General features: G+C 66.3%; 21 protein-coding genes and 1 pseudogene. 6 read left to right on the top strand and 16 right to left on the bottom strand.

Annotated features, from left to right (window positions below):
* From JYJ84_RS09595 to JYJ84_RS09575, 5 genes and pseudogenes are all read left to right on the top strand, one after another.
* Window positions 1-252, top strand: a 252-nt coding sequence (locus JYJ84_RS09595; protein WP_205189171.1) for a type II secretion system F family protein, incomplete at its 5' end; no start/stop codon positions are given.
* 45 nt (window positions 253-297) lie between these two features.
* Complete coding sequence (locus JYJ84_RS09590; protein WP_174960472.1) at window positions 298-1209, top strand: A24 family peptidase; 912 nt, start codon at window positions 298-300, stop codon at window positions 1207-1209.
* A gap of 1 nt (window position 1210) precedes the next feature.
* Window positions 1211-1819 carry a dephospho-CoA kinase gene (gene coaE / locus JYJ84_RS09585; protein WP_175222933.1) on the top strand — a complete coding sequence of 203 codons (609 nt, stop codon included), beginning with the start codon at window positions 1211-1213 and terminating at the stop codon, window positions 1817-1819.
* 109 nt (window positions 1820-1928) lie between these two features.
* Window positions 1929-2684, top strand: coding sequence for a cell division protein ZapD (gene zapD, locus JYJ84_RS09580; protein WP_043191449.1), 756 nt, complete (start codon window positions 1929-1931; stop codon window positions 2682-2684).
* A gap of 25 nt (window positions 2685-2709) precedes the next feature.
* Window positions 2710-2912: pseudogene (locus tag JYJ84_RS09575) on the top strand (DNA gyrase inhibitor YacG).
* A 60-nt stretch (window positions 2913-2972) separates the two neighbouring features.
* Here the strand turns inward: JYJ84_RS09575 and JYJ84_RS09570 are convergent.
* The 4 genes from JYJ84_RS09570 to secA all read right to left on the bottom strand — a co-directional run bounded on the left by JYJ84_RS09570 (window position 2973) and on the right by secA (window position 8486).
* Window positions 2973-3416: an NUDIX domain-containing protein gene (locus tag JYJ84_RS09570; RefSeq protein WP_043191453.1), complete on the bottom strand. Its 444-nt coding sequence runs from the start codon at window positions 3414-3416 to the stop codon at window positions 2973-2975.
* Window positions 3413-4282, bottom strand: a complete 870-nt coding sequence (locus JYJ84_RS09565) for an ATP-binding protein (protein WP_174960479.1) — start codon at window positions 4280-4282, stop codon at window positions 3413-3415. Before JYJ84_RS09565 ends, JYJ84_RS09570 begins: the two co-directional genes overlap by 4 nt.
* Window positions 4283-4301: 19 nt before the next feature.
* Entirely contained in the window at window positions 4302-5543 is a 1242-nt protein-coding gene (argJ, locus tag JYJ84_RS09560) for a bifunctional glutamate N-acetyltransferase/amino-acid acetyltransferase ArgJ (protein ID WP_122944403.1), read from the bottom strand.
* Between the two features lie 144 nt (window positions 5544-5687).
* Window positions 5688-8486 carry a preprotein translocase subunit SecA gene (gene secA / locus JYJ84_RS09555; protein WP_122944402.1) on the bottom strand — a complete coding sequence of 933 codons (2799 nt, stop codon included), beginning with the start codon at window positions 8484-8486 and terminating at the stop codon, window positions 5688-5690.
* Window positions 8487-8742: 256 nt separating this feature from the next.
* Here secA and JYJ84_RS09550 point away from each other — a divergent pair, with 256 nt between their 5' ends.
* The gene (locus JYJ84_RS09550; protein ID WP_122944401.1) at window positions 8743-9219 is read left to right on the top strand and encodes a DUF721 domain-containing protein; all 477 of its coding nucleotides are present in this window, start codon (window positions 8743-8745) and stop codon (window positions 9217-9219) included.
* A gap of 95 nt (window positions 9220-9314) precedes the next feature.
* Here the strand turns inward: JYJ84_RS09550 and lpxC are convergent, their stop codons facing one another.
* The 12 genes from lpxC to JYJ84_RS09490 all read right to left on the bottom strand — a co-directional run.
* Window positions 9315-10232 (bottom strand): UDP-3-O-acyl-N-acetylglucosamine deacetylase, encoded by a 918-nt coding sequence (lpxC, locus tag JYJ84_RS09545; protein ID WP_011350845.1) that lies wholly within the window; start codon window positions 10230-10232, stop codon window positions 9315-9317.
* Window positions 10233-10472: 240 nt separating this feature from the next.
* On the bottom strand, window positions 10473-10979 hold the full coding sequence (locus tag JYJ84_RS09540; protein WP_011350844.1) for a peroxiredoxin: 507 nt from the start codon (window positions 10977-10979) through the stop codon (window positions 10473-10475).
* 188 nt (window positions 10980-11167) lie between these two features.
* Window positions 11168-12364 (bottom strand): cell division protein FtsZ, encoded by a 1197-nt coding sequence (ftsZ, locus tag JYJ84_RS09535; RefSeq protein WP_011350843.1) that lies wholly within the window; start codon window positions 12362-12364, stop codon window positions 11168-11170.
* Between the two features lie 117 nt (window positions 12365-12481).
* Window positions 12482-13714, bottom strand: a complete 1233-nt coding sequence (ftsA, locus tag JYJ84_RS09530) for a cell division protein FtsA (protein ID WP_006487138.1) — start codon at window positions 13712-13714, stop codon at window positions 12482-12484.
* A gap of 26 nt (window positions 13715-13740) precedes the next feature.
* Window positions 13741-14493 (bottom strand): cell division protein FtsQ/DivIB, encoded by a 753-nt coding sequence (locus JYJ84_RS09525; protein ID WP_122944400.1) that lies wholly within the window; start codon window positions 14491-14493, stop codon window positions 13741-13743.
* A gap of 19 nt (window positions 14494-14512) precedes the next feature.
* The gene (locus tag JYJ84_RS09520; RefSeq protein ID WP_174960483.1) at window positions 14513-15454 is read right to left on the bottom strand and encodes a D-alanine--D-alanine ligase; all 942 of its coding nucleotides are present in this window, start codon (window positions 15452-15454) and stop codon (window positions 14513-14515) included.
* Between the two features lies 1 nt (window position 15455).
* A complete protein-coding gene (gene murC, locus JYJ84_RS09515) occupies window positions 15456-16853 on the bottom strand; it encodes a UDP-N-acetylmuramate--L-alanine ligase (RefSeq protein ID WP_122944398.1) in 1398 nt (465 codons plus the stop codon).
* Window positions 16850-17953 carry an undecaprenyldiphospho-muramoylpentapeptide beta-N-acetylglucosaminyltransferase gene (gene murG, locus JYJ84_RS09510; protein ID WP_122944397.1) on the bottom strand — a complete coding sequence of 368 codons (1104 nt, stop codon included), beginning with the start codon at window positions 17951-17953 and terminating at the stop codon, window positions 16850-16852. Before murG ends, murC begins: the two co-directional genes overlap by 4 nt.
* Window positions 17950-19233 (bottom strand): putative lipid II flippase FtsW, encoded by a 1284-nt coding sequence (gene ftsW / locus JYJ84_RS09505; protein WP_122944396.1) that lies wholly within the window; start codon window positions 19231-19233, stop codon window positions 17950-17952. Before ftsW ends, murG begins: the two co-directional genes overlap by 4 nt.
* Entirely contained in the window at window positions 19230-20744 is a 1515-nt protein-coding gene (gene murD / locus JYJ84_RS09500) for a UDP-N-acetylmuramoyl-L-alanine--D-glutamate ligase (RefSeq protein WP_175222931.1), read from the bottom strand. The genes ftsW and murD overlap by 4 nt, the downstream gene beginning before the upstream one ends.
* A gap of 28 nt (window positions 20745-20772) precedes the next feature.
* On the bottom strand, window positions 20773-21942 hold the full coding sequence (gene mraY, locus JYJ84_RS09495) for a phospho-N-acetylmuramoyl-pentapeptide-transferase (protein ID WP_006477019.1): 1170 nt from the start codon (window positions 21940-21942) through the stop codon (window positions 20773-20775).
* A 16-nt stretch (window positions 21943-21958) separates the two neighbouring features.
* The coding region (locus JYJ84_RS09490; RefSeq protein ID WP_275890714.1) for a glutamate ligase domain-containing protein at window positions 21959-22471 on the bottom strand (513 nt) is incomplete at its 5' end.

Below are 22471 nucleotides of genomic sequence, written 5' to 3'. Positions count from 1 at the left end.
GCGGACGCGATGCAGTCGGCCGGCTGCTTTCCGGACGACGTCGTCCAGCCGATCGCCGTCGCCGAGGAGACCGGTGCGCTCGACACGATGCTCGCCGACATCGCCGCGCTGTGCGAACGCCAGCTCGACGCGCGTCTCGATGCACTCGCCGCGCTCGGTGAACCGCTGATCGTGATCGTGCTGGGCGCACTCGTCGGCGGTCTCGTGATCGCGATGTACCTGCCCATCCTTCAGCTCGGCAACGTGGTGTAGCATCGCAACCGATTCTGTCGCCTTTTAGTCCGAACCTTGAGCCTCATGACGCCAGCGCCCCTGTCCGCCGTTACCGATTCGCCCGAGAGCACGCTGCTCGCGCTGGCGATGCTGCCGCCCGCGCTGCAGTATGCGTTCGCGGTCGTCATCGGCCTTTGCATCGGCAGCTTCCTGAACGTGGTCGTGCACCGGCTGCCCGTGATGATGCAGCGCGCGTGGCAAGCCGAGATCGATGAAGCGACCGGCAACGCGAGCGCCCCGCCCGACGACGGCTACCCGCCGCGCTACGATCTGTGGCGCCCGCGCAGCGCGTGCCCGCATTGCGGCCACGTGCTGCGCGCATGGGAAAACATCCCGCTCGTCAGCTACCTGATACTGCGCGGGCGCTGCCGGCGCTGCGGCCACGCGATCGGCATCCGTTACCCGCTCGTCGAACTTGCTTGTGCACTACTCGCCGCCGGCTCGCTCGCGACATTCGGCCCGACCGTCGCCGCGCTTGCCGCGTTCGCGCTATGCGCCGCGCTGCTCGCGATGAGCGCGATCGATATCCGGACCGGCTACCTCCCCGACTCGATGACGCTGCCGCTCCTCTGGGCCGGGCTCGTGCTGAACCTCGGCGGCACGTTCACGTCGCTGCGCTCGGCCGTGATCGGGGCCATGGCCGGCTACCTGTTCCTGTGGTCGATCTACTGGCTGTTCAAATGGCTGCGCGGCATCGAGGGCATCGGGTTCGGCGACCTGAAGCTGCTCGCCGCGCTCGGCGCATGGATGGGCTGGGCCGCACTGCCGCAGGTCGTGCTGTTCGCCGCGGTGACGGGTGCGATCGTCGGACTCATAGCGACCTGGCGCGGCCGCATGCGCTTCGAGGAGCCGATTCCGTTCGGCCCGTTCCTCGCGGCAGGCGGCGTCGCGACGCTGTTTTTCGGCACCCCTTTCTACTCGGCGCTCGGAGGCTGACATGTTCGCAATTGGACTCACCGGCGGCATCGGCAGCGGCAAGACGACCGTCGCCGATCTGTTCGGCGCCCGCGGCGCGTCGCTGGTCGATACCGATCTGATCGCCCATCGCATCACCGCACCGGGCGGCCTCGCGATGCCCGCGATCGAACAGGCATTCGGCCGCGGCTTCGTTGCCGCCGACGGCTCGCTCGACCGCGCGAAAATGCGCGCACTGATCTTCGGCGACGACGCCGCGCGCCGGTGCCTCGAAGCGATCACGCACCCGCTGATCCGCGCGGAGACCGATCGCGAAGCACGCGAGGCGCAGGGCCCGTACGTGATGTTCGTCGTGCCGCTGCTTGTCGAATCAGGCAACTGGAAGACGCGCAGCAATCGCGTGCTCGTCGTCGATTGCCCGGTCGAAACGCAGATCGCACGCGTGATGCGACGCAACGGCTTCACGCGCGAGCAGGTCGAAGCGATCATCGCGAAACAGGCAACGCGTGAGGCCCGTCTCGCGGCGGCCGACGATGTGATCGTCAACGACGCGACGACACCCGACGCGCTCGCCGCACAGGTCGATGCACTGCACCAACGTTATCTCGGGTTCGCGGCCGCCGCGCGCTGAACCGCGTGCGCAATCGTGATGGTGTACGAAATTGGCGCGTTGCTAGGGTAGAGAGTGAGCATTAGAATGTCCTGCATTGTTTCAATTCCTACCCAAGAGGCGAGCGCGCTTGATTCTTTACGAGTATCCGTTCAACGAGCGAATTCGCACGCTGTTGCGCCTCGAAGATCTCTTCGAGCGCTTCGCGTTCTTTTTGGCTCAGGAGGACCCGCGTGAACACCACGTCGCGCTGACGACGCTGTTCGAAATCGCCGAGGTAACGGGCCGCGCGGATCTGAAATCGGATCTGATGAAGGAGCTCGAACGTCAGCGCCAGACGCTCGCCCCCTTTCGCGGCAATCCGGGCATCGAGCAGAACGCGCTCGAAGCCGTGCTCGGCGAAATCGAGCAGACGCTCGCGAATCTCGCGCAGATGCAGGGCAAGACCGGGCAGCACCTCGTCGACAACGAGTGGCTCGCCAGCATCCGCAGCCGTGCGGTGATTCCCGGCGGCACGTGCAAGTTCGACCTGCCGTCGTACTATGCATGGCAGCAATGGCCCGCCGAACAGCGGCGCCAGGACATCGCGAAATGGATCCTGCCGATGCTGCCGCTGCGCGACGCGGTGACGATCGTGCTGCGGCTCGCGCGCGAATCGGGCCAGGCGTCGAAGGTCATGGCGATGCAGGGCAGCTATCAGCAGATGCTGTCCGGCCGCACCTACCAGTTGATGCAGGTGCGCGTAGCGCCGGAGCTGCGCGTCATTCCCGAAGCGAGCGCCAACAAATACATGCTGTGGGTACGGTTCACCATGCAGGACGGCGATGTGCGGCCGCGCGCGGTGGACATCGACGTGCCGTTCCATCTGACACTGTGCAATCTGTAACGGCCGCGTGCCGGATCGCTTTCGTATGACTACCGTTGTGAAATGCCCGTCGTGCGGCGCCGAAGTGCGCTGGACACCCGAAAATCAGTTCCGCCCGTTCTGCTCGGCCCGCTGCAAGCAGCTCGACCTCGGCGCATGGGCCGCGGAAAAGTACCGGATCGGTGGATCCTCCGACACGAGGGCCCCTCGTCGGAAGAGGACGGCACGGACGGCCGCCGCGACAGCTGAGCGGTGCGTGGCACCGCCCGCCAGTGATATGGCCCGCCTTTCCGGCAGGCTATCTTGGCGTCAGTTCGACGCAGCTTCCTTCTCGAGCAGTTCGAGCACCGGCAGCGCGGCCGGCAGCAACGGCGCGACCTCGACCGGCAGTTGTTGCCATACGAACGCCTGCCCTTCCTTGCTGTGCGGCTCGCCCGTCCAGCCCGTCACCTTGCAGAAATAAAGCCGCACGTACGCATGCGGATAGTCGTGCTCGAGCGTGTGCCAGCGGTGGCTCGCCGTGACTTCGATGCCGAGTTCCTCGTGCAGTTCGCGCGCCAGCGCGTCCTCGACGCTTTCACCGGCCTCCAGCTTGCCGCCCGGAAACTCCCAGTAACCTTCATACGGCTTGCCCTGCAGCCGCTGAGCGAGCAGGTAGCGGCCATCCGGCTGCACCATCACGCCAACCGCGACTTCCGTCACCTTGCGGCCATCGGGCGCGCGCACGGCGCCTTGTGCGAGATCCGCGCTCATGCCTGCTCCTTGCGGCCCGACCAGTCACGCGCAAACTGCCACGCGACGCGCCCCGAGCGCGAACCGCGCTCGAGCGCCCACACGAGCGCGTCGCCGCGTGCGGACTCGATCTCCGCATCCGGGCAGCCGAAATGACGCAGCCAGTGCCCGACGATGTCGAGGTAATCGTCCTGCTTGAACGGATAGAAGCTGACCCACAGGCCGAAGCGCTCCGACAGCGAGATCTTCTCCTCGACGACTTCGCCGGGGTGAATCTCGCCATCCGGGAGATGCTTGTACGTCTCGTTGTCGCTCATGTACTCGGGCAGCAGATGGCGGCGGTTCGACGTCGCGTAGATCAGCACGTTGTCCGACTGCGCGGCGATCGAGCCGTCGAGCGCGACCTTCAGCGCCTTGTAGCCCGACTCGCCTTCCTCGAACGACAGGTCGTCGCAGAACACGATGAAGCGCTCGGGACGCTGCGCGATCAGGTCGACGATGTCGCCGAGATCGTGCAGGTCGTCCTTGTCGACTTCGATCAGGCGCAGGCCGTCGTTCGCATACGCGTTCAGGCACGCCTTGATCAGCGACGACTTGCCGGTACCGCGCGCGCCGGTCAGCAGCACGTTGTTGGCCGGCTTCTGCTGCACGAACTGCCGCGTGTTCTGTTCGATCAGCCCTTTCTGGCGATCGATGTTGTGCAGGTCGTCGAGCGTGATCGACGACACGGCCGGCACCGGCTGCAGATAGCCGCGCCCCTGGCGCTTGCGCCAGCGGAACGCGTGCGCAGCATTCCAGTCGACCGCCGCCGGTGCGGGCGGCAGCATCCCCTCGAGACGGCCGAGCAGCGCTTCGGCGCGCGTCAGAAACTGTTCAAGCTTGTCCATGTCGTTCGAACGCCCCCGATCAGGAGCGGTAATCCGCGTTGATGCTCACGTAGTCGTGCGACAGGTCGCACGTCCAGATGGTGGCCTGCGCGTCGCCGCGGCCGAGCAGCACGCGGATCGTGATTTCGCTCTGCTTCATCACGCGCTGGCCGTCCTCTTCCTGGTAGGCCGGGTTGCGGCCGCCCGCCTTCGCGACGAGCACGTCGTCGAGATAGAGGTCGATCTTGTCGACGTCGAGATCCGCGACGCCCGCATAGCCGATCGCCGCGAGAATCCGGCCGAGGTTGGGGTCGGATGCGTAGAAAGCCGTCTTCACGAGCGGCGAATGGCCGATCGCGTAAGCGATCTGGCGGCATTCCGCGACGTTCTTGCCGCCTTCGACCTGCACCGTCATGAATTTCGTCGCGCCTTCGCCATCGCGCACGATCAGTTGCGACAGCACCTGCGCGACTTCCGTCACCGCATCGCGCAGCGCCGCATAAGCCGGCGAATCGGTCGACGTGATCGCCGGCAGCGTGCTCTTGCCCGACGCGATCAGGATGAACGAGTCGTTCGTCGACGTATCGCCGTCGATCGTGATGCAGTTGAACGAGCGGTCGGCCACTTCCTTCACGAGCGTGTCGAGTACCGGCTGCGCGACGTTCGCGTCGAATGCGAGGAAGCCGAGCATCGTTGCCATGTTCGGCTTGATCATGCCCGCACCCTTGCTGATGCCCGTCAGCGTGACCGTGTGGCCGTCGATGGTCACCTGCCGCGACGTGGCCTTCGGCAGCGTGTCGGTCGTCATGATCGCCTGCGCGGCGTCGAACCAGTTCGCGGCCTTGCGATTCTCGAGCGCGGCCGGCAACCCTGCCTTCAGGCGATCGATCGGCAGCGGCTCGAGGATCACGCCGGTCGAGAACGGCAGCACCTGCGCCGGCTCGATGCCCGCGAGGCGCGCGAGTTCCGTGCAGGTTTCACGCGCGTTCACGAGGCCCGGCTCGCCGGTGCCCGCGTTCGCATTGCCCGTGTTCACGACGAGCGCGCGAATGCCCGCGCCGCCCGCGCGCACCTTCGCCAGATGCTCGCGGCAGACGGTGACCGGCGCGGCGCAGAAACGGTTTTCGGTGAACACGCCCGCGACCGTCGCGCCTTCGTCGACGGAGATGACCAGCACGTCCTTGCGATTCGGCTTGCGGATGTTCGCTTCCGCCCAGCCGAGCGTGACGCCGGCGACGGGATGCAGTTGGGCGGGATCGATCGACGGAAAATTGACAGCCATGGGGCACACCTGCCGGATGGAAAATGCCGGCATGCGCCGGCATCGATTGGAAGAACCGGCGGCCGCACGCGCGGGCCGCCGCAACTCACATCACTCACTCGAAGCTGCGAACGAAGCGGCACGCGTGACGCGCGCCGCCGTCGATCATGACAGCTTCCCGTGACATTGCTTGTACTTCTTGCCGCTGCCGCACGGGCACGGATCGTTGCGGCCGACTTTCGGCATTTCGCCGCCGGGGCCGCTGTGCGTCATCGCGCTGCCGACCATGTCGGCCGTCGCTGTGGCCGCCGCGGCAGCCGCGACGTTCGCCACCGGCGCACCGGCTTCCGCGTAATCGGCGTGCTGGTACTCGACGTTCTCGAGATGACCGCCACGCTCCTCGATCTGCTCGGCGGCTTGCTCGAGCTGCTCCGGCGACTGGATCTGCACGTTCATCACGACGCGCGTGACTTCCTGCTTGATCGCCTCGAGCATCGCGGCGAACAGCTCGAACGCTTCGCGCTTGTATTCCTGCTTCGGATTCTTCTGCGCATAGCCGCGCAGGTGGATACCCTGGCGCAGGTGGTCGAGCGCCGCGAGGTGCTCGCGCCACAGGCGGTCGACCGTCTGCAGCATCACCGAGCGCTCGAACGCGCTGAACGATTCACGGCCGACCATCGCGACCTTCGCCTCGTACTGCTCGTCGGCGGCCGTCGTCACCGCGTCGAGGATCTCCTCGGCCGTGATCGACGACGACTCGTTCACCATTTCCTGGATCGCGAGGTCGAGCTGCCAGTCGTTGCGCAGCGCTTCCTCGAGCTCGGGCACGTCCCACTGCTCTTCGATGCTGCCTTCCGGCACGAACTGGCGGACGACTTCGGTAATCACGCCGTGGCGCATCGCGCTGATCGTCTCGGTGATGTCGTGCGCTTCGAGCAGCTCGTTGCGCTGCTGGTAGATCACCTTGCGCTGGTCGTTCGACACGTCGTCGTATTCGAGCAGCTGCTTGCGGATGTCGAAGTTGCGCGCTTCGACCTTGCGCTGCGCGGATTCGATCGAGCGCGTGACGATGCCGGCCTCGATCGCCTCGCCTTCCGGCATCTTCAGGCGATCCATGATCGAGCGCACGCGGTCGCCCGCGAAGATGCGCAGCAGCGGATCGTCGAGCGACAGGTAGAAGCGCGACGAGCCCGGATCGCCCTGGCGGCCCGCACGGCCGCGCAGCTGGTTGTCGATCCGGCGCGATTCGTGGCGCTCGGTGCCGATGATGTGCAGGCCGCCCGCGGCCTTCACCTGCTCGTGCAGCGTTTCCCACTCGTCGTGCAGCTGCTGGATGCGGCGCGCCTTCTCGTCGGCCGGGATCGCTTCGTCGGCCTCGATGAACGCGGCCTGCTTCTCGGCATTGCCGCCGAGCACGATGTCGGTACCGCGGCCGGCCATGTTGGTTGCGATCGTGACGCGCTTCGGACGGCCGGCTTCCGCGACGATCGCGGCTTCACGCTCGTGCTGCTTCGCGTTCAGCACCTCGTGCGGCAACCCGGCCTGCTTCAGCAGGTGCGACAGCAGCTCCGAGTTCTCGATCGACGTCGTGCCGACCAGCACCGGCTGACCGCGCTCGTAGCAGTCGCGAATGTCGCGGATCACCGCGTCATAGCGCTCCTTGGCCGTCTTGTAGATCTGGTCCTGCTTGTCGATCCGCTTCGGCGGACGGTTGGTCGGGATCACGACCGTCTCGAGACCGTAGATCTCGTTGAATTCGTACGCTTCGGTGTCGGCGGTACCGGTCATGCCAGCCAGCTTCGCGTACATCCGGAAATAGTTCTGGAACGTGATCGACGCGAGCGTCTGGTTCTCGCTCTGGATCTTCACGTGTTCCTTCGCCTCGACCGCCTGGTGCAGGCCGTCGGACCAGCGGCGGCCGGCCATCAGGCGGCCCGTGAATTCGTCGACGATGACCACTTCGCCGTTCTGCACGACGTAGTGCTGATCCTTGTGGAACAGCGTGTGTGCGCGCAGCGCCGCGTACACGTGGTGCATCAGCGTGATGTTCTGCGGCGCGTACAGGCTCTCGCCCTCGCCGATCAGGCCCCATTCGGCGAGCAGGCGCTCGGCCTTCTCGTGGCCCGATTCCGTCAGGAACACCTGGCGGGCCTTCTCGTCGAGCGTGTAGTCGCCCGGCTTCTCGACGCCCGTGCCGTCGGCCTTCTCTTCGCCGATCTGGCGCTCGAGCAGCGGCGGCAGTGCGTTCATCCGCACGTACAGCTCGGTGTGATCCTCGGCCTGACCCGAAATGATCAGCGGCGTGCGTGCCTCGTCGATCAGGATCGAGTCCACTTCGTCGACGACCGCGAAGTTCAGTGCCCGCTGCACACGCGCGTCGGTCTCGTAGACCATGTTGTCGCGCAGGTAGTCGAAGCCGAACTCGTTGTTCGTGCCGTACGTGATGTCCGCCGCGTAGGCCTGCTGCTTCTGGTCGTGCTCCATGCCGGACAGGTTGATGCCGACCGACAGACCGAGGAAGTTGTAGAGGCGCGCCATCCATTCGGCGTCGCGCTGCGCGAGGTAATCGTTGACGGTCACGACGTGCACGCCGCGGCCCGCCAGTGCGTTCAGGTACACGGGCAGCGTCGCGACGAGCGTCTTGCCCTCGCCGGTGCGCATTTCCGCGATCTTGCCGTAGTGGAGCACCATGCCGCCGATCATCTGCACGTCGAAGTGCCGCATCTTCAGCACGCGACGGCTGGCCTCGCGACAGACCGCGAACGCCTCGGGCAGCAGCTTGTCGAGCGACTCGCCGGCCGCGACCCGCTGGCGGAATTCGTCCGTCTTGCCGCGCAACTGGTCGTCCGTCAGCTTCTCGATCTGCGTTTCGAGCGCATTGATCGTCGTGACGGTCTTTTGGTATTGCTTGACGAGCCGCTGGTTGCGGCTGCCAAAAATTTTCTGGAGAAAACCGGTTGTCATCGGATCGGATCCTGCGTCGCAGCACCGGCGCCCGGCGCGTGTTGCGCGCCCCGACGCCCGAGCCTCGGCGGCTTAGCGAATTAGTGGACTCAAACGAGGAATTTTAGCACGCGGGAAAGCGTGCGCCCGTGTCTCGGCCAGACGGGCACTGCGCGCCGACGGCCGGGCCGGTGGGGCGAAAGCCGCCCGTGCCCGGGCGCGCGCGGGTACAATCGGCGTCAACGTCCGCGCGCGTGCGCGCCCGAAGAATGTCTCGATGAACCGATTTTCCAAGCGTTTCGGCCCGCTCGCCGCCTATCGCCCGCAACCCGTGTCGGAAGTGCTCGGACGCACTGACGCGTTTGCGGCGCTACGCGCTGGCGTCGAGCAAATCGCGTCGCTGCAGCGCGATCTCGCTGCACTCCTGCCCGACTACCTGGCAAACCACATCGAGCCCGGCTTCGTGAAGGACGGGACCCTGACCCTCTTTGCCGCGCACAACGCGCTGGCCGCGCGGCTGCGACAGGTCGAGCCGCGGCTGCTCGGCGATCTGCAAAAGCGCGGCTGGCCGGTCTCGACGCTGCGCGTGCGCGTGCGCCCGAAAGATGCGCCGGAGCCGCCGCACGTGAAGCAGGCGCGCATGACGTCGGTCGGCGCAGCCGCGTTGCGCGACCTGGCCGACCATCTCGAACCGTCGCCGCTGCAGGTCGCGCTCGCGCGGATGGCGGCCCGGCACGGCGCGAAGCCGCGCTGACCGCGCTTACGATACGCGCCGCCGGAAGCGCCAGCGCCCGGCCAATAAAAAAGCAGCCCGAAGGCTGCTTTTTTATTGCTTGCGCCGAACGCAGGTCAGGCGAACGCCGTCTGCATGTCGAATGCGAAGCCCTTCGGCGCCGCTTGCGGATCGTCGAACGTGACGATCTCGTACGCATCTTCGTTCGCGAGCAGCTCGCGCAGCAGCGCGTTGTTCAGCCCGTGGCCCGACTTGTACGCCGTGTACGATGCCAGCAGCGGATGGCCGATCACGTACAGGTCGCCGATCGCGTCGAGCATCTTGTGCTTCACGAACTCGTCGTCGTAGCGCAGCCCGTCGTTGTTCAGGATCCGGTACTCGTCGAGCACGATCGCGTTTTCCATACTGCCGCCGCGGGCGAGACCCATCTCGCGCAGCATCTCGGCCTCATGTGCGAAGCCGAACGTGCGTGCACGCGCGATCTCGCGCACATACGACGTATTCGCGAAATCGACCTCGAGTTCCTGACCGGTCTTGTCGACGGCCGGGTGACGGAAGTCGATCGAGAATTTCAGCTTGAAACCGAAGTACGGATCGAGACGTGCGAACTTGTCGCCGTCGCGGATTTCGACCGTCTTCTTCACCTTGACGAAGCGTTTCGGCGCGTTCTGCTCCTCGATCCCGGCGGACTGGATCAGGAACACGAAGGTCGCCGCGCTGCCGTCCATGATCGGGATTTCCTCGGCCGTCACGTCGACATAGAGGTTGTCGATGCCGAGGCCGGCACACGCCGACATCAGGTGCTCGACGGTCGACACGCGCACGCCATCCTTCTGCAGCACCGACGCGAGCCGCGTATCGCCGATCGACGTCGCCGCGGCGGGAATGTCGACAGGCGTGGGAAGGTCGACGCGGGAGAACACGATGCCCGTGCCCGGCGCGGCGGGACGGAGCGTCAGCTCGATCTTGCGGCCCGAGTGGACACCGATACCCACGGTCTTCACGATGGACTTGATGGTGCGCTGCTTCAGCATGATGTTCTTCGTCGTGATTGAAGATATCAATCAGGAGTTATATTCGATAGGGGAGATTATAGCGTAATTCCCTATTCAGCGTAGTTTGAAACTGCGTATCAATCTGTTTCGGCTGTTTACCCGCGCCGATACGGGACGGGCCGATGCCCGGAACGGAGGCGTTTCCGGTCATCAGCCCGTGTTACAACTGCCCTGAGGCCGGTGAGCAGCGTTGCCGGAAGGCAACGGCGCACCGCACGATCAGGACGTCAACGTCGCGAGAACACTCGCCGCATCGCTCACTTCGAATTTGCCCGGCGCCTCGACGGCCAGCGTCTTGACCACACCGCCGTCGATCACCATCGCGTAGCGCAGGGAACGAATTCCCATGCCACGCGCGGACAAATCCTGCGTCAGCCCCAGCGCATGAGTGAAAGCCGCGCTGCCGTCCGCCATCATGCGCACCTTGCCCGCGGTGTGCAGATCACGTCCCCATGCGCCCATCACGAATGCGTCGTTGACGGACACGCACCAGATCTCGTCGATACCCGCCGCGCGCAGTTGCTCGGCGTGTTCGACGTAGCCCGGCACATGCTGCGCGGAGCAGGTCGGCGTGAAAGCGCCCGGCAATCCGAAGATCACCACCCGCTTTCCCGCAACCTGGTCGCGCACGCTGTAGGCGTTCGGCCCCAGCGTGCACCCTTCGCGCGCGTCGTCGATGTACTCGAACAATTGCGCGTCGGGCAGCGCGTCGCCCACTTGAATCATGGCTGGTCCCTCATAGCGATACGGTTTTTCAGCGTGTTGCGGACAGCACGGCCCATCCCGCCCCGCTTGCGCGGAGAGGGCACGTTTCCCGGCCCGGCGTCGCAATCGACGCGGCCTGTCGTGGTCCGTAGCATCCGTCACGCCGGCGATACCGCGGCAGTTTCGCCGCGGCTTCGCCTGTGTTTGCGTCAGTCAGCCTGCTTGCGCAGGAAAGCCGGGATGTCGTACGTGTCGACACCCTTCTCCTGCAGCGCCTGCACGTGCGATGCCGCGGTTTCGCGCGAATTGCGCCACACCGCCGGCGTATCGAGCGCGCCGTAGTCGGCCGTGCTGACGTGATGCGTCGGGGCATAGCCGTGCGAAACCGCGCTGACCGGCTGGTTGTCCGTACCCGTACGCAGCAGCGTCATCGGTGCCGACTGCTGCTTCTTCGCTGCACGGCCCAGACCCGTCGCCACGACCGTCACGCGCAGGGCATCGCCCATCGCATCGTCGTACACCGCACCGAAGATCACCGTCGCATCTTCCGCCGCGTAGCTCTTGATCGTGTTCATCACTTCGCGCGTTTCCGACAGGCGCAGCGAACGGCTCGACGTGATGTTGACCAGCACGCCGCGCGCGCCCGACAGATCGACGCCTTCGAGCAGCGGGCTCGCCACGGCCTGTTCCGCCGCGAGGCGTGCGCGATCGACGCCGGCGACCGTCGCCGTGCCCATCATCGCCTTGCCCTGCTCGCCCATCACCGTCTTCACGTCTTCGAAGTCGACGTTCACGAGGCCATCGACATTGATGATTTCAGCAATGCCTGCAACCGCGTTGTTCAACACGTCGTCCGCGCACTGGAAGCACTTGTCCATCTCGGCGTCGTCGCCCATCACGTCGAACAGCTTGTCGTTCAGAACGACGATCAGCGAGTCGACGTGATCCTCCAGTTGCTGCGAGCCGGCTTCAGCGACGCGCATGCGCTTGCCGCCTTCGAATTCGAACGGCTTGCTGACGACACCTACCGTCAGGATGCCCATCTCCTTCGCGATCTGCGCGACCACCGGTGCCGCGCCCGTGCCCGTACCACCGCCCATGCCGGCCGTGATGAACACCATGTGCGCGCCGCGCAGTGCGTCGGCGATGCGCTCACGCGCTTCTTCCGCTGCCGCACGGCCCATTTCCGGCTTCGCGCCAGCGCCCAGACCCGTGTTGCCGAGCTGGATCACCGACGATGCGCGCGAACGCGACAGCGCCTGCGCATCCGTGTTCATCACGATGAAGTCGACGCCCTGCACGCCGCGGTTGATCATGTGCTGGACGGCATTGCCGCCAGCGCCGCCAACGCCGACCACCTTGATGATGGTGCCGTTGGTCTCGGTTTCCAGCATTTCGAATTCCATTGTTGCCTCCGTCAAGAGAAATACTGCTACTCGGCCGTTATTCGGCAGGAGATCGGGCAACCCCCTGTCGCGCGCCAGCCGCCGGCACCGGCGCGAATTTCAATTCAGTTCGGTTCGTCAGAAGTTGCTCAGGAACCATTCCTTCATCCGCGAGAACACCTGCCCCGCGTTGCCGGACTGCACGGCGACCTTGCGGCCGCGCATGCGCTGAGCACTGCCTTCGACGAGCAGCCCCATCGCCGTCGAATAGCGCGGATTGCGCACGACGTCGGAGAGGCCGCCTGCATACTCCGGCGCGCCGATGCGCACCGGTTTCAGGAAAATGTCTTCGCCGAGCTCGACCATGCCGGGCATCATCGACGCCCCGCCGGTAATGACCACGCCGGAGCTCAGCAGTTCTTCGTAACCGGATTCGCGCACGACCTGCTGCACGAGCGAGAACAGTTCCTCGACGCGCGGCTCGATCACGGCTGCGAGCGCCTGGCGCGACAGCGTGCGCGGGCCGCGTTCGCCAAGGCCCGGCACTTCCACCATTTCGTCCGGATCGGCGAGCGCCTGCTTGGCAATGCCATAGCCGACCTTGATGTCTTCCGCATCCGGCGTCGGCGTGCGCAGCGCCATCGCGATGTCGCTCGTGATCTGGTCGCCAGCGATCGGAATCACCGCGGTGTGACGGATCGCGCCTTCGGCGAAGATCGCGATGTCCGTCGTGCCGCCGCCGATGTCGACCAGCACCACGCCGAGATCCTTCTCGTCTTCCGTCAGCACGGCCAGCGACGAGGCGAGCGGCTGCAGGATCAGGTCGTTCACTTCGAGCCCGCAACGGCGCACGCACTTGACGATGTTCTGCGCGGCACTCACCGCGCCCGTCACGATGTGCACCTTCACTTCCAGCCGGATGCCGCTCATGCCGATCGGCTCGCGCACGTCTTCCTGGCCGTCGATGATGAATTCCTGCGTGAGGATGTGCAGCACCTGCTGGTCGGTCGGGATGTTGATCGCCTTCGCGGTCTCGATCACGCGCGCGACGTCGGTCTGCGTGACTTCCTTGTCCTTGATCGCAACCATCCCGCTCGAGTTGAAGCTGCGGATGTGGCTGCCCGCGATCCCCGTGAACACGTTGGTGATCTTGCAGTCCGCCATCAGCTCGGCTTCCTCGAGCGCGCGCTGGATCGACTGCACGGTGGCCTCGATGTTGACCACCACACCTTTCTTCAGACCCTTCGACTCGCTCTGGCCGAGACCGATCACCTCGTAGTGGCCTTCGCCCTTCAACTCGGCGACGATGGCCACCACCTTCGACGTGCCGATGTCGAGGGAAACCAGCAGATCCTTGTAGTCTTTGCTCATAAAGTGCTCTTGCGTGTGATCTCTCGTTACTTCTTGCGCTTGTCGGTATCGGTCAGGAACCGCATGCCTGCCGCGCGAATCGCGAATCCGTTCGGATAACGCAGGTCCGCGTACTCGATGTCGTTGCCCCAGCGCTCCGTGACGGCCGGCCATGCGGCGATCAGGCGCTGGCTCCGGTCATGCAGCGACTCGCTGTTGCGTTCCTTGCCCAGCTCGACCTGCATGCCGTTCGACAGCTTCACCGTCCACGCGTACCGCGCCGACAGCGTCACTTCTTCCGGCGCCGCCTTCAGCGGCGCAAACCATTTCCCGAAGTCGCGATACCGCGTGACGACTTCCTTCGCACTGCCCTCCGGGCCGTCGAACGCGGGCAGTTCCTGCTCCAGCTCGCCCTGGTTCGCGGTGAACAGCTCGCCGTCGACGCTCACGAGCTGGTCGCTGCCCCAGGTCCCGAGCGGTTTGTACTCCTCGAGCGTGACAGCCAGCGCATTCGGCCACACCCGGCGCACGCTCGCGTGGCGCACCCAGGGCATCTGCTCGAACGCAGCGCGCGCCGCATCGAGATCGACCGTGAAGAAATTGCCCTTCAGCCGGCCGACCACGCCCGCGCGCACCGTCGGTGAATTGATGTGCTCGGTGTCGCCGTCGATCCGGATTTCCCGCAGCGCGAACGTCGGGCGCTGGATCAGCCAGTAGCAACCGGCCGCCGCCAACACGAGCAGCAACAGCGCGTACAGCGCGCTGGCGGCAAGGTTGAGTTGGCGAACGTTGTTCCACATACGTCGTTCCGTTCCTGCGTCAGTCGTTGAGCGTGAGAGACAGCACCTTCACGACCAGCTCCGAATAGCTGATGCCGACCGCGCGCGCGGCCTTCGGCGGCAGCGAGTGGTCGGTCATGCCCGGCGCGGTGTTCACTTCCAGGAAGTACGCGTTGCCGTCGGCGTCGAGCATGAAATCCGCGCGACCCCAGTCGGTGCAGCCGAGCACGTCGAACGCACGGCGTGCGATGCGCTTGAGCTCCGCTTCCTTGTCAGCGGGCAGCCCGCACGGAATCAGGTATTGCGTGTCGTCGGCGATGTACTTCGCGTGGTAGTCGTAGAACTCGCCGGCCGGCACGATCTTGATCACCGGCAGGTCGAGATCGCCGGCGATGCAGGCGGTGTATTCGCCGCCGCCCTCGATGCTCTTCTCGACGATCACGATCGGGTCATGCTTCGCGGCTTCCGCGAGCGCAGCCGGCAGCGCGTCGGCCGTCTTCACCTTCAGCACCGCCACGCTCGAGCCCTCGCTCGCCGGCTTCACGAACAGCGGCAGGCCGAGCTTCGCGACGATGTCCGTCGCGCGCGCCGCGAGGTCGTCGCCGCGCAGCACCGTCTCGAACGGCGGCGTCGGCACGCCCGTCTGCTGCCACACGAGCTTCGTGCGGAACTTGTCGAGGCCGAGTGCCGACCCGAGCACGCCGCTGCCCGTGTAGCGAATGCCGTAGAAATCGAGCGCGCCCTGGATCTGACCGTTCTCGCCGTAGCCGCCATGCAGCGCGTTGAACGCGCGTACGAACCCTTCGTCCTTCAGCGCCGCCAGCGGGCGCTCGGCCGGGTCGAACGGGTGCGCGTCGATGCCCGCGTCGCGCAGGCCCTGCAGCACGAGCTTGCCCGACGTGAGCGACACCTCGCGCTCCGAGGACTCGCCGCCGAACAACACCGCCACCTTGCCGAAACGTTTCGGATCAATCCCGCTCATGTCATGCCTTCTGTTGAGTGTGCTGCGCGACCTTCGCCGGCACGCCGCCGATCGAACCCGCGCCCATCGTGATCACCACGTCGCCGTTCTGCGCGACCTTCGCCAATGCGTCCGGCACGTCGTCGACCGTCGCGACGAACACCGGGTCAACCTTCCCCACCGTGCGCAGCGCACGCGACAGCGCGTCGCCGCTGGCGGTCGAGATCGCCGCCTCGCCGGCCGCGTAGACTTCGGTCAGCACCAGCGCATCGACCGTCGACAGCACGTTGACGAAATCGTCGAAGCAGTCGCGCGTGCGCGTGTAGCGGTGCGGCTGGAACGCCAGCACGAGGCGGCGGCCCGGGAACGCACCGCGCGCGGCCGCGATCGTCGCGGCCATTTCGACCGGGTGATGGCCGTAGTCGTCGATCAGCGTGTACTGGCCGCCGTCCGCGGTCGGCACTTCGCCGTAGCGCTGGAAGCGCCGGCCGACGCCGTTGAATTCCGCCAGAGCCAGCTGGATCGCGTCGTCCGACACGCCGAGATCGGTCGCGATCGCGATCGCCGCGAGCGCGTTCTGCACGTTGTGCAGGCCCGGCATGTTCAGCACGACCGCGAGCGGCGCGCGCCCTTCGCGGATCACCGTGAAATGCATGCGGCCGTCGCGCGCATCGATGTCTTCCGCACGCACCTGCGCGTCCGGCGACAGCCCGTAGCGCACGACCGGCTTCGAGATGAACGGGATGATCTGCCGCACGTTCGGATCGTCGACGCACACGACCGCGCTGCCGTAGAACGGCAGGCGCTGCGTGAATTCGATGAACGCCTGCTTGAGCCGCGCGAAATCGTGGCCGTAGGTGTCCATGTGGTCGGCGTCGATGTTCGTGATGACTTCGATCACCGGATACAGGTTCAGGAACGACGCGTCCGATTCGTCGGCCTCGGCAACGATGAAATCGCCCGTGCCGAGCCGCGCGTTCGCGCCGGCGCTGATCAGCCGGCCGCCGATCACGAAGGTCGGATCGAGCCCGCCCGCCGCGAGCACGCTCGCGACGAGGCTCGTCGTCGTGGTCTTGCCGTGCGTGCCGGCGATCGCGATGCCCTGCTTCAGGCGCATCAGCTCGGCCAGCATCACCGCGCGCTGCACGATCGGCACGCGCTTCGCGCGCGCGGCCAGCACTTCCGGGTTGTCCGAACGCACGGCCGTCGACACGACGACCGCGTTCGCGCCCTCGATGTTCGCCGCGTCGTGGCCGATCGCGATCCGTGCGCCGAGCGCCTGGAGACGATCGGTCACCGCGTTGCGCGACAGGTCCGAGCCGCTGACCTCGTAGCCGAGATTGACGAGCACTTCGGCGATGCCGCTCATGCCCGCGCCGCCGATCCCGACGAAATGAATGTGTTTGACGATGTGTTTCATTGCAGTGTTTCCAGGTTCGCGCCAGCCGCCTTCGCGCACACGCGCGCGACTTCGTCGGTGGCCTCGGGCTTCGCCAGCGAGCGCGAACGTTCCGCCATGTCCGCGAGCGATGCCCGCGACTGGCCGCGCAGCCAGTCGGCGAGCAGTTCCGCCGACAGGTCGCGTTGTTGTACCAGCACGGCCGCGCCCGCATCGGCGAGGAACGCGGCGTTGGTCGTCTGGTGATCGTCGACCGCGTACGGGAACGGCACGAACAGCGCCGCCACGCCCACCGCCGCGATCTCCGACACCGTCATCGCGCCCGACCGGCAGATCACGAGATCCGCCGCCGCATACGCGGCCGCCATGTCGTCGATGAACGGCACGAGCCGCACGTCTTCGCCGGCCGCGAAACCGGCCGCTTCGTAATTCGCCTTCAGCGCGTCGATGTGCTTCGCGCCGGCCTGGTGCACGATGCGCGGGCGTTCACCCGGCGTCAGCATCGCCAGCGCCCGCGGCACGACTTCGTTCAGCGCGGCCGCCCCGAGGCTGCCGCCGACGACCAGCACGTTCAGCGGACCGCTGCGCGCGGCATAGCGTGCTTTGGGTGCTTCCGTGCGCGCAAGTTCCGCACGAATCGGGTTGCCCGTCCATTCCGCGTGCGGCAGCGCGCCGGGAAACGCGACGAGCACGCGTTTCGCGAATTTCGCAAGCACCTTGTTCGTCAGGCCCGCGATCGAATTCTGTTCATGCAGCACGAGCGGACGCCCGGACAGCGCGGTCATCACGCCCGCCGGGAACGTGATGTAGCCGCCCATCCCGAGCACGACGTCAGGCCGCACGCGCCGCAGCGCGGCAAGGCTCTGCCCGCAAGCGCGCAGCAGGTTGAACGGCAGCGTCAGCTTGGTCTTCAGACCCTTGCCGCGCAGCCCGCCGAACCGCACGTATTCCATCGGAATGCCGTGCTTCGGCACGAGCGTCGCTTCCATCCCGGTCGGATTGCCGAGCCACACGACGCGCCAGCCTGCCGCTTCCATCCGGTGCGCGACCGCGAGCCCCGGGAACACGTGGCCCCCGGTGCCGCCTGCCATCACCATCAGCGTGCGTTGCGACGCGGTCATACCTTCCCTCCGCGCATCAGCACCCGGTTTTCGTAGTCGACCCGCAGCAGCACTGCGAGCGCAACACAGTTCAGCAAAATGCCCGAGCCGCCGTAGCTCACGAGCGGCAACGTCAGGCCCTTGGTCGGCAGCAGCCCGAGGTTCACGCCCATGTTGATGAAGGTCTGCGCGCCGAACCAGATACCGATGCCCTTCGCGGTCAGGCCCGCGAACGTGCGATCGAGTGCGAGCGCCTGGCGGCCGATCTCGAACGCGCGGCGCACGATCCAGTAGAACAGCAGGATAACGACCAGCACGCCGACGAAACCGAGCTCCTCGCCGATCACCGCGAGGATGAAGTCGGTATGCGCTTCCGGCAGGTAGTTCAGCTTCTCGACGCTGCCGCCAAGGCCGACGCCGAACCACTCGCCGCGGCCGAACGCGATCAGCGAGTGCGTGAGCTGGTACGCCTTGCCCTGCGCATAGCGCTCGTCCCACGGATCGAGGTACGCGAAGATCCGCTCGCGACGCCACGGCGACAGCCACACCAGCATCGTGAAGGTACCGACCGCCGTCGCGACGAGGCCGCCGAACAGCTTGCCGTTCACGCCGCCGAGGAACAGCACGCCCATCGCGATCGCCGCGACCACCATGAACGCGCCCATGTCCGGCTCGAGCAGCAGCAGCGCACCGACCAGGCCGACCGCGAACGCCATCGGCAGGAAGCCCTTGGCGAAGCTCTGCATGTATTCCTGCTTGCGCACCGTGTAGTTCGCCGCGTAGATCGTCACCGCGAGCTTCATGATTTCCGACGGCTGCATGTTCGTGATGCCGAGCGGAATCCAGCGGCGCGCGCCGTTCACGCCCTTGCCGACGTGCGGGATCAGCACGATCACGAGGCCGACGAGCGCGATCAGGAAGAGATGCGGCGCGTATTTATCCCAGGTCGACACCGGCACGCGGAACGCGATCACCGCCGCGATGAACGCGACGACGAGCGAGATGCAGTGACGCATCAGGAACGCGTAATCGTGATACGACGCGTATTTCGGCGAATCGGGCATCGCGATCGACGCCGAATACACCATCACGACGCCGAGCCCGAGCAGCGCGATCGCGACCCACAGCAGCGAGTAGTCGAAGTCGAGCATCCGCGAACGGCTCGGGCGCACGCCGTTGACGACGCTCGCGAGGCCGCCCGTCGCAGCACGCGTGGCCGATGCGACGCGGCCGCCCGCGGCATTGCCGCCGGTGTCGCGGCGATCGTTGAAACGGGAGACGAGGCGATCGGACCAGCTCATGGCGTCGCTCCTTTGTCGATGGCGATTTCGTCGACCGCCGCGCGGAACACATCCGCGCGATGGGCGTAGTTCCTGAACATGTCGAGGCTCGCGCAGGCGGGCGACAGCAACACCGCATCGCCCGGTTCGGCGAGGTCGGCCGCCGCGTGCACCGCGCCTTCGAGCGTCGCGTGATCGGCGAGCGGCACGCCCGTTTCGGCGAGCGTGTCGCGGATCGCCGGTGCGTCACGGCCGATCAGCATCACCGCGCGGCACCAGCGCGCGACCGGCGCGACCAGCGGTGCGAAGTCCTGCCCCTTGCCGTCGCCGCCCGCGATCAGCACGATCTTCTGCGCAAGCCCGTCGAGCGCGGCAACCGTCGCGCCGACGTTCGTGCCCTTGCTGTCGTCGACGTAATCCACGTCGTCGATCGTCGCGATCACTTCGACGCGGTGCGCCTCGCCGCGGTATTCGCGCAGCGCGTGCAGCAGCGGCGCGGCCGGCAGGTCGATCGCGCGTGCGAGCGCGAATGCGGCCAGCGCGTTCGCCGCGTTGTGCAGCCCGCGGATGCGCAGCGCGTCTGCCGGCATCAGGCGCTTCTGCGCGATGTCCGGCGTATGCGCGGCGTCGCGCTTGCGCCGGCGGGTCGTCGTCGCGACTTCGTCCGGCGCGTCGCGATCGACGGCTTCGACCAGCCACGCGATGCCGTTGTCGCGCGACAGCCCGTAGTCGCCGTCCTGCACCGGTTCGTTCAGGCCGAACGTGACCGTGCGCGGCGCGTCGGCCGCGCCGGCTGCCGGCGCGAACTTCATCACGGCCGCATCGTCGCGGTTCAGCACGCGCGTCGTCGTCGCGCCGAAGATCCGGCCCTTTGCCCGCGCGTACGCGTCGAAGCTGCCGTGCCAGTCGAGGTGGTCCTGCGTGATGTTGAGGATCGCGGCCGCATCGGGCGCGAACGTGCATGCGGTCTCGAGCTGGAAGCTCGACAGTTCGAGCACCCACACGTCGGGCAGCGCGGTTTCGTCGATCGCACCGGCGAGCCGGTCGAGCATCGCGGGGCTGATGTTGCCCGCGACGGCGACCTTCTTGCCCGAGCGCTGGCACAGCAGGCCCGTGAGGCTCGTCGTCGTGGTCTTGCCGTTGGTGCCCGTGATCGCGAGCACCTTCGGCTGATAGCCGCTTGTGCCAAGCGCACGCAGCGCCTGTGCAAAGAATTCCAGTTCGCCCCACACCGCGATGCCCTGCTCGTTCGCGGCCGCGACCAGCGCCGCGAGTGCCGGCTCGAGCGGCGACAGCCCCGGGCTCAGCCCGACGAGCTCGATACCACCGTCGAGCAGCGCGGGCGTGAACGCGCCGCCGACGAATTCCGCATCGATGCCTTCGGCCTGCAGCGCGGCAAGGTTCGGCGGCGCCTCGCGGGTATCGGCAATACGCAGCCGGCACCCGTGCCTCGCGCACCATCGCGCGATCGCGAGACCCGATTCCCCGAGCCCCAGTACGAGCACCATCGGCCGTTGCCGATCTCCAAACATCTCGCCAGACATCCTTGTTACCTTTCCTTTACCGCAGCTTGAGGGTGGTCAAACCGAACAGGCACAGCATCAACGTGATGATCCAGAAACGCACGACCACCTGCGTTTCCTTCCAGCCGGACAATTCGAAATGGTGATGCAGCGGCGCCATCTTCAGCAGACGCCGCCCTTCGCCGTAGCGCTTTTTCGTGTACTTGAACCACGAAACCTGCAGCATCACCGACAACGTTTCCGCGACGAAGATGCCGCCCATGATGAACAGCACGATTTCCTGGCGCACGATCACCGCGACCGTGCCGAGCGCGCCGCCGAGCGCCAGCGCGCCGACGTCGCCCATGAACACCTGCGCGGGGTGCGTGTTGTACCAGAGGAACGCGAGCCCTGCCCCACCCATCGCGGAACAGAAAATCAGCAATTCGCCCGCGCCCGGAATGTGCGGGAACAGCAGGTATTTTGAATAGACCGCGCTGCCCATCACGTACGCGAACACACCCAGCGACGCGCCGACCAGCACGACCGGCATGATCACGAGGCCGTCGAGGCCGTCGGTCAGGTTCACCGCGTTGCTCGCGCCGACGATCACGAAGTAGGTCAGCACGATGAAGCCCCATACGCCGAGCGGATAGCTGATCGACTTCAGGAACGGCAGCATCAGGTCGGCACGCGCCGGCAGCCCCATCGACAGGCCGCTCCGCACCCATGCCATGAACAGGTCGAACACGCGCACGTTGTTCGCCTCGGACACGCTGAACGCGAGGTAGACCGCCGCGAACAGCCCGATCACCGATTGCCAGAAATACTTCTCGCGCGACGACATCCCGCGCGGGTCCTTGTGGACGACCTTGCGGTAATCATCGACCCAGCCGATCACGCCGAAACCGAACGTGACGAGCATCACGATCCAGATGAAACGGTTCGTCAGGTCGCCCCACAGCAGCGTCGCGACCGCGATGCCGATCAGGATCAGCACGCCGCCCATCGTCGGTGTGCCGGACTTGACGAGGTGCGTCTGCGGGCCGTCCTTGCGCACGGCCTGGCCGACCTTCATTTGCGTCAGCTTGCGGATCACCCACGGTCCGCACACGAGCCCGATCCCGAGCGCGGTGATGGTGGCCATCACCGCACGGAACGTGAGGTACGTGAACAAGCGCAAAAAGCTTGCGTCTCCTTGCAGCCATTGCGCCAGCGCCAGCAGCATGCTTCCTTCCTTCTACTCAGTGTGCAGCGGGCGCCGTGCCCGCCGCGGGTTGGTTCGTCAGCGCGTCGACCACGCGCTCCATCTTCATGTACCGCGAGCCCTTCACGAGCAGCGTCGCCTGCGCGCCGTAGCCCGCTGCGAGCAGTGCTTCAACCAGCGCGCCGACGTCGCCGAAATGGCGGGCCGTGTCGCCGTATGCCGTGCAAGCATCGCGCGACGCATCGCCGAGTGCGAACAGCGCATCGATCCCGCGCTCGCGCGCGTAGGCACCGACCTCGCGATGGAAAGCCGGCCCTTCGTCGCCGACCTCGCCCATGTCGCCGATCACCAGCACGCGCGGCGCCGGTTGCGCGGCGAGCACGTCGATCGCGGCACGCATCGAATCGGGATTCGCGTTGTACGTATCGTCGACGACCGTTGCACCCGCGAGGCTGCCTGCGATCGCCTGCTTCACCTGCAGCCGGCCCTTGACCGGCTCGAACGATTCGAGGCCCTGCTTGATCGCCGACAGCGCAACGCCGGCGCCCAG

Origin of the sequence: Burkholderia sp. LMG 13014 (assembly GCF_905232215.1) — a bacterium.
GTDB lineage: Bacteria > Pseudomonadota > Gammaproteobacteria > Burkholderiales > Burkholderiaceae > Burkholderia.
This window is presented reverse-complemented; position numbering and strand designations above follow the sequence as displayed.

Bases quoted from the DNA above. Each gene is read 5' to 3' on its own strand.
- JYJ84_RS09590 (WP_174960472.1), top strand. From the start codon at position 298: ATGACGCCAGCGCCCCTGTCCGCCGTTACCGATTCGCCCGAGAGCACG.
- coaE (WP_175222933.1), top strand. From the start codon at position 1,211: ATGTTCGCAATTGGACTCACCGGCGGCATCGGCAGCGGCAAGACGACC.
- JYJ84_RS09570 (WP_043191453.1), bottom strand. From the start codon at position 3,416: ATGAGCGCGGATCTCGCACAAGGCGCCGTGCGCGCGCCCGATGGCCGC.
- JYJ84_RS09565 (WP_174960479.1), bottom strand. From the start codon at position 4,282: ATGGACAAGCTTGAACAGTTTCTGACGCGCGCCGAAGCGCTGCTCGGC.
- argJ (WP_122944403.1), bottom strand. From the start codon at position 5,543: ATGGCTGTCAATTTTCCGTCGATCGATCCCGCCCAACTGCATCCCGTC.
- secA (WP_122944402.1), bottom strand. From the start codon at position 8,486: ATGACAACCGGTTTTCTCCAGAAAATTTTTGGCAGCCGCAACCAGCGG.
- JYJ84_RS09550 (WP_122944401.1), top strand. From the start codon at position 8,743: ATGAACCGATTTTCCAAGCGTTTCGGCCCGCTCGCCGCCTATCGCCCG.
- lpxC (WP_011350845.1), bottom strand. From the start codon at position 10,232: ATGCTGAAGCAGCGCACCATCAAGTCCATCGTGAAGACCGTGGGTATC.
- JYJ84_RS09540 (WP_011350844.1), bottom strand. From the start codon at position 10,979: ATGATTCAAGTGGGCGACGCGCTGCCCGACGCGCAATTGTTCGAGTAC.
- ftsZ (WP_011350843.1), bottom strand. From the start codon at position 12,364: ATGGAATTCGAAATGCTGGAAACCGAGACCAACGGCACCATCATCAAG.
- ftsA (WP_006487138.1), bottom strand. From the start codon at position 13,714: ATGAGCAAAGACTACAAGGATCTGCTGGTTTCCCTCGACATCGGCACG.
- JYJ84_RS09525 (WP_122944400.1), bottom strand. From the start codon at position 14,493: ATGTGGAACAACGTTCGCCAACTCAACCTTGCCGCCAGCGCGCTGTAC.
- JYJ84_RS09520 (WP_174960483.1), bottom strand. From the start codon at position 15,454: ATGAGCGGGATTGATCCGAAACGTTTCGGCAAGGTGGCGGTGTTGTTC.
- murC (WP_122944398.1), bottom strand. From the start codon at position 16,853: ATGAAACACATCGTCAAACACATTCATTTCGTCGGGATCGGCGGCGCG.
- murG (WP_122944397.1), bottom strand. From the start codon at position 17,953: ATGACCGCGTCGCAACGCACGCTGATGGTGATGGCAGGCGGCACCGGG.
- ftsW (WP_122944396.1), bottom strand. From the start codon at position 19,233: ATGAGCTGGTCCGATCGCCTCGTCTCCCGTTTCAACGATCGCCGCGAC.
- murD (WP_175222931.1), bottom strand. From the start codon at position 20,744: ATGTTTGGAGATCGGCAACGGCCGATGGTGCTCGTACTGGGGCTCGGG.
- mraY (WP_006477019.1), bottom strand. From the start codon at position 21,942: ATGCTGCTGGCGCTGGCGCAATGGCTGCAAGGAGACGCAAGCTTTTTG.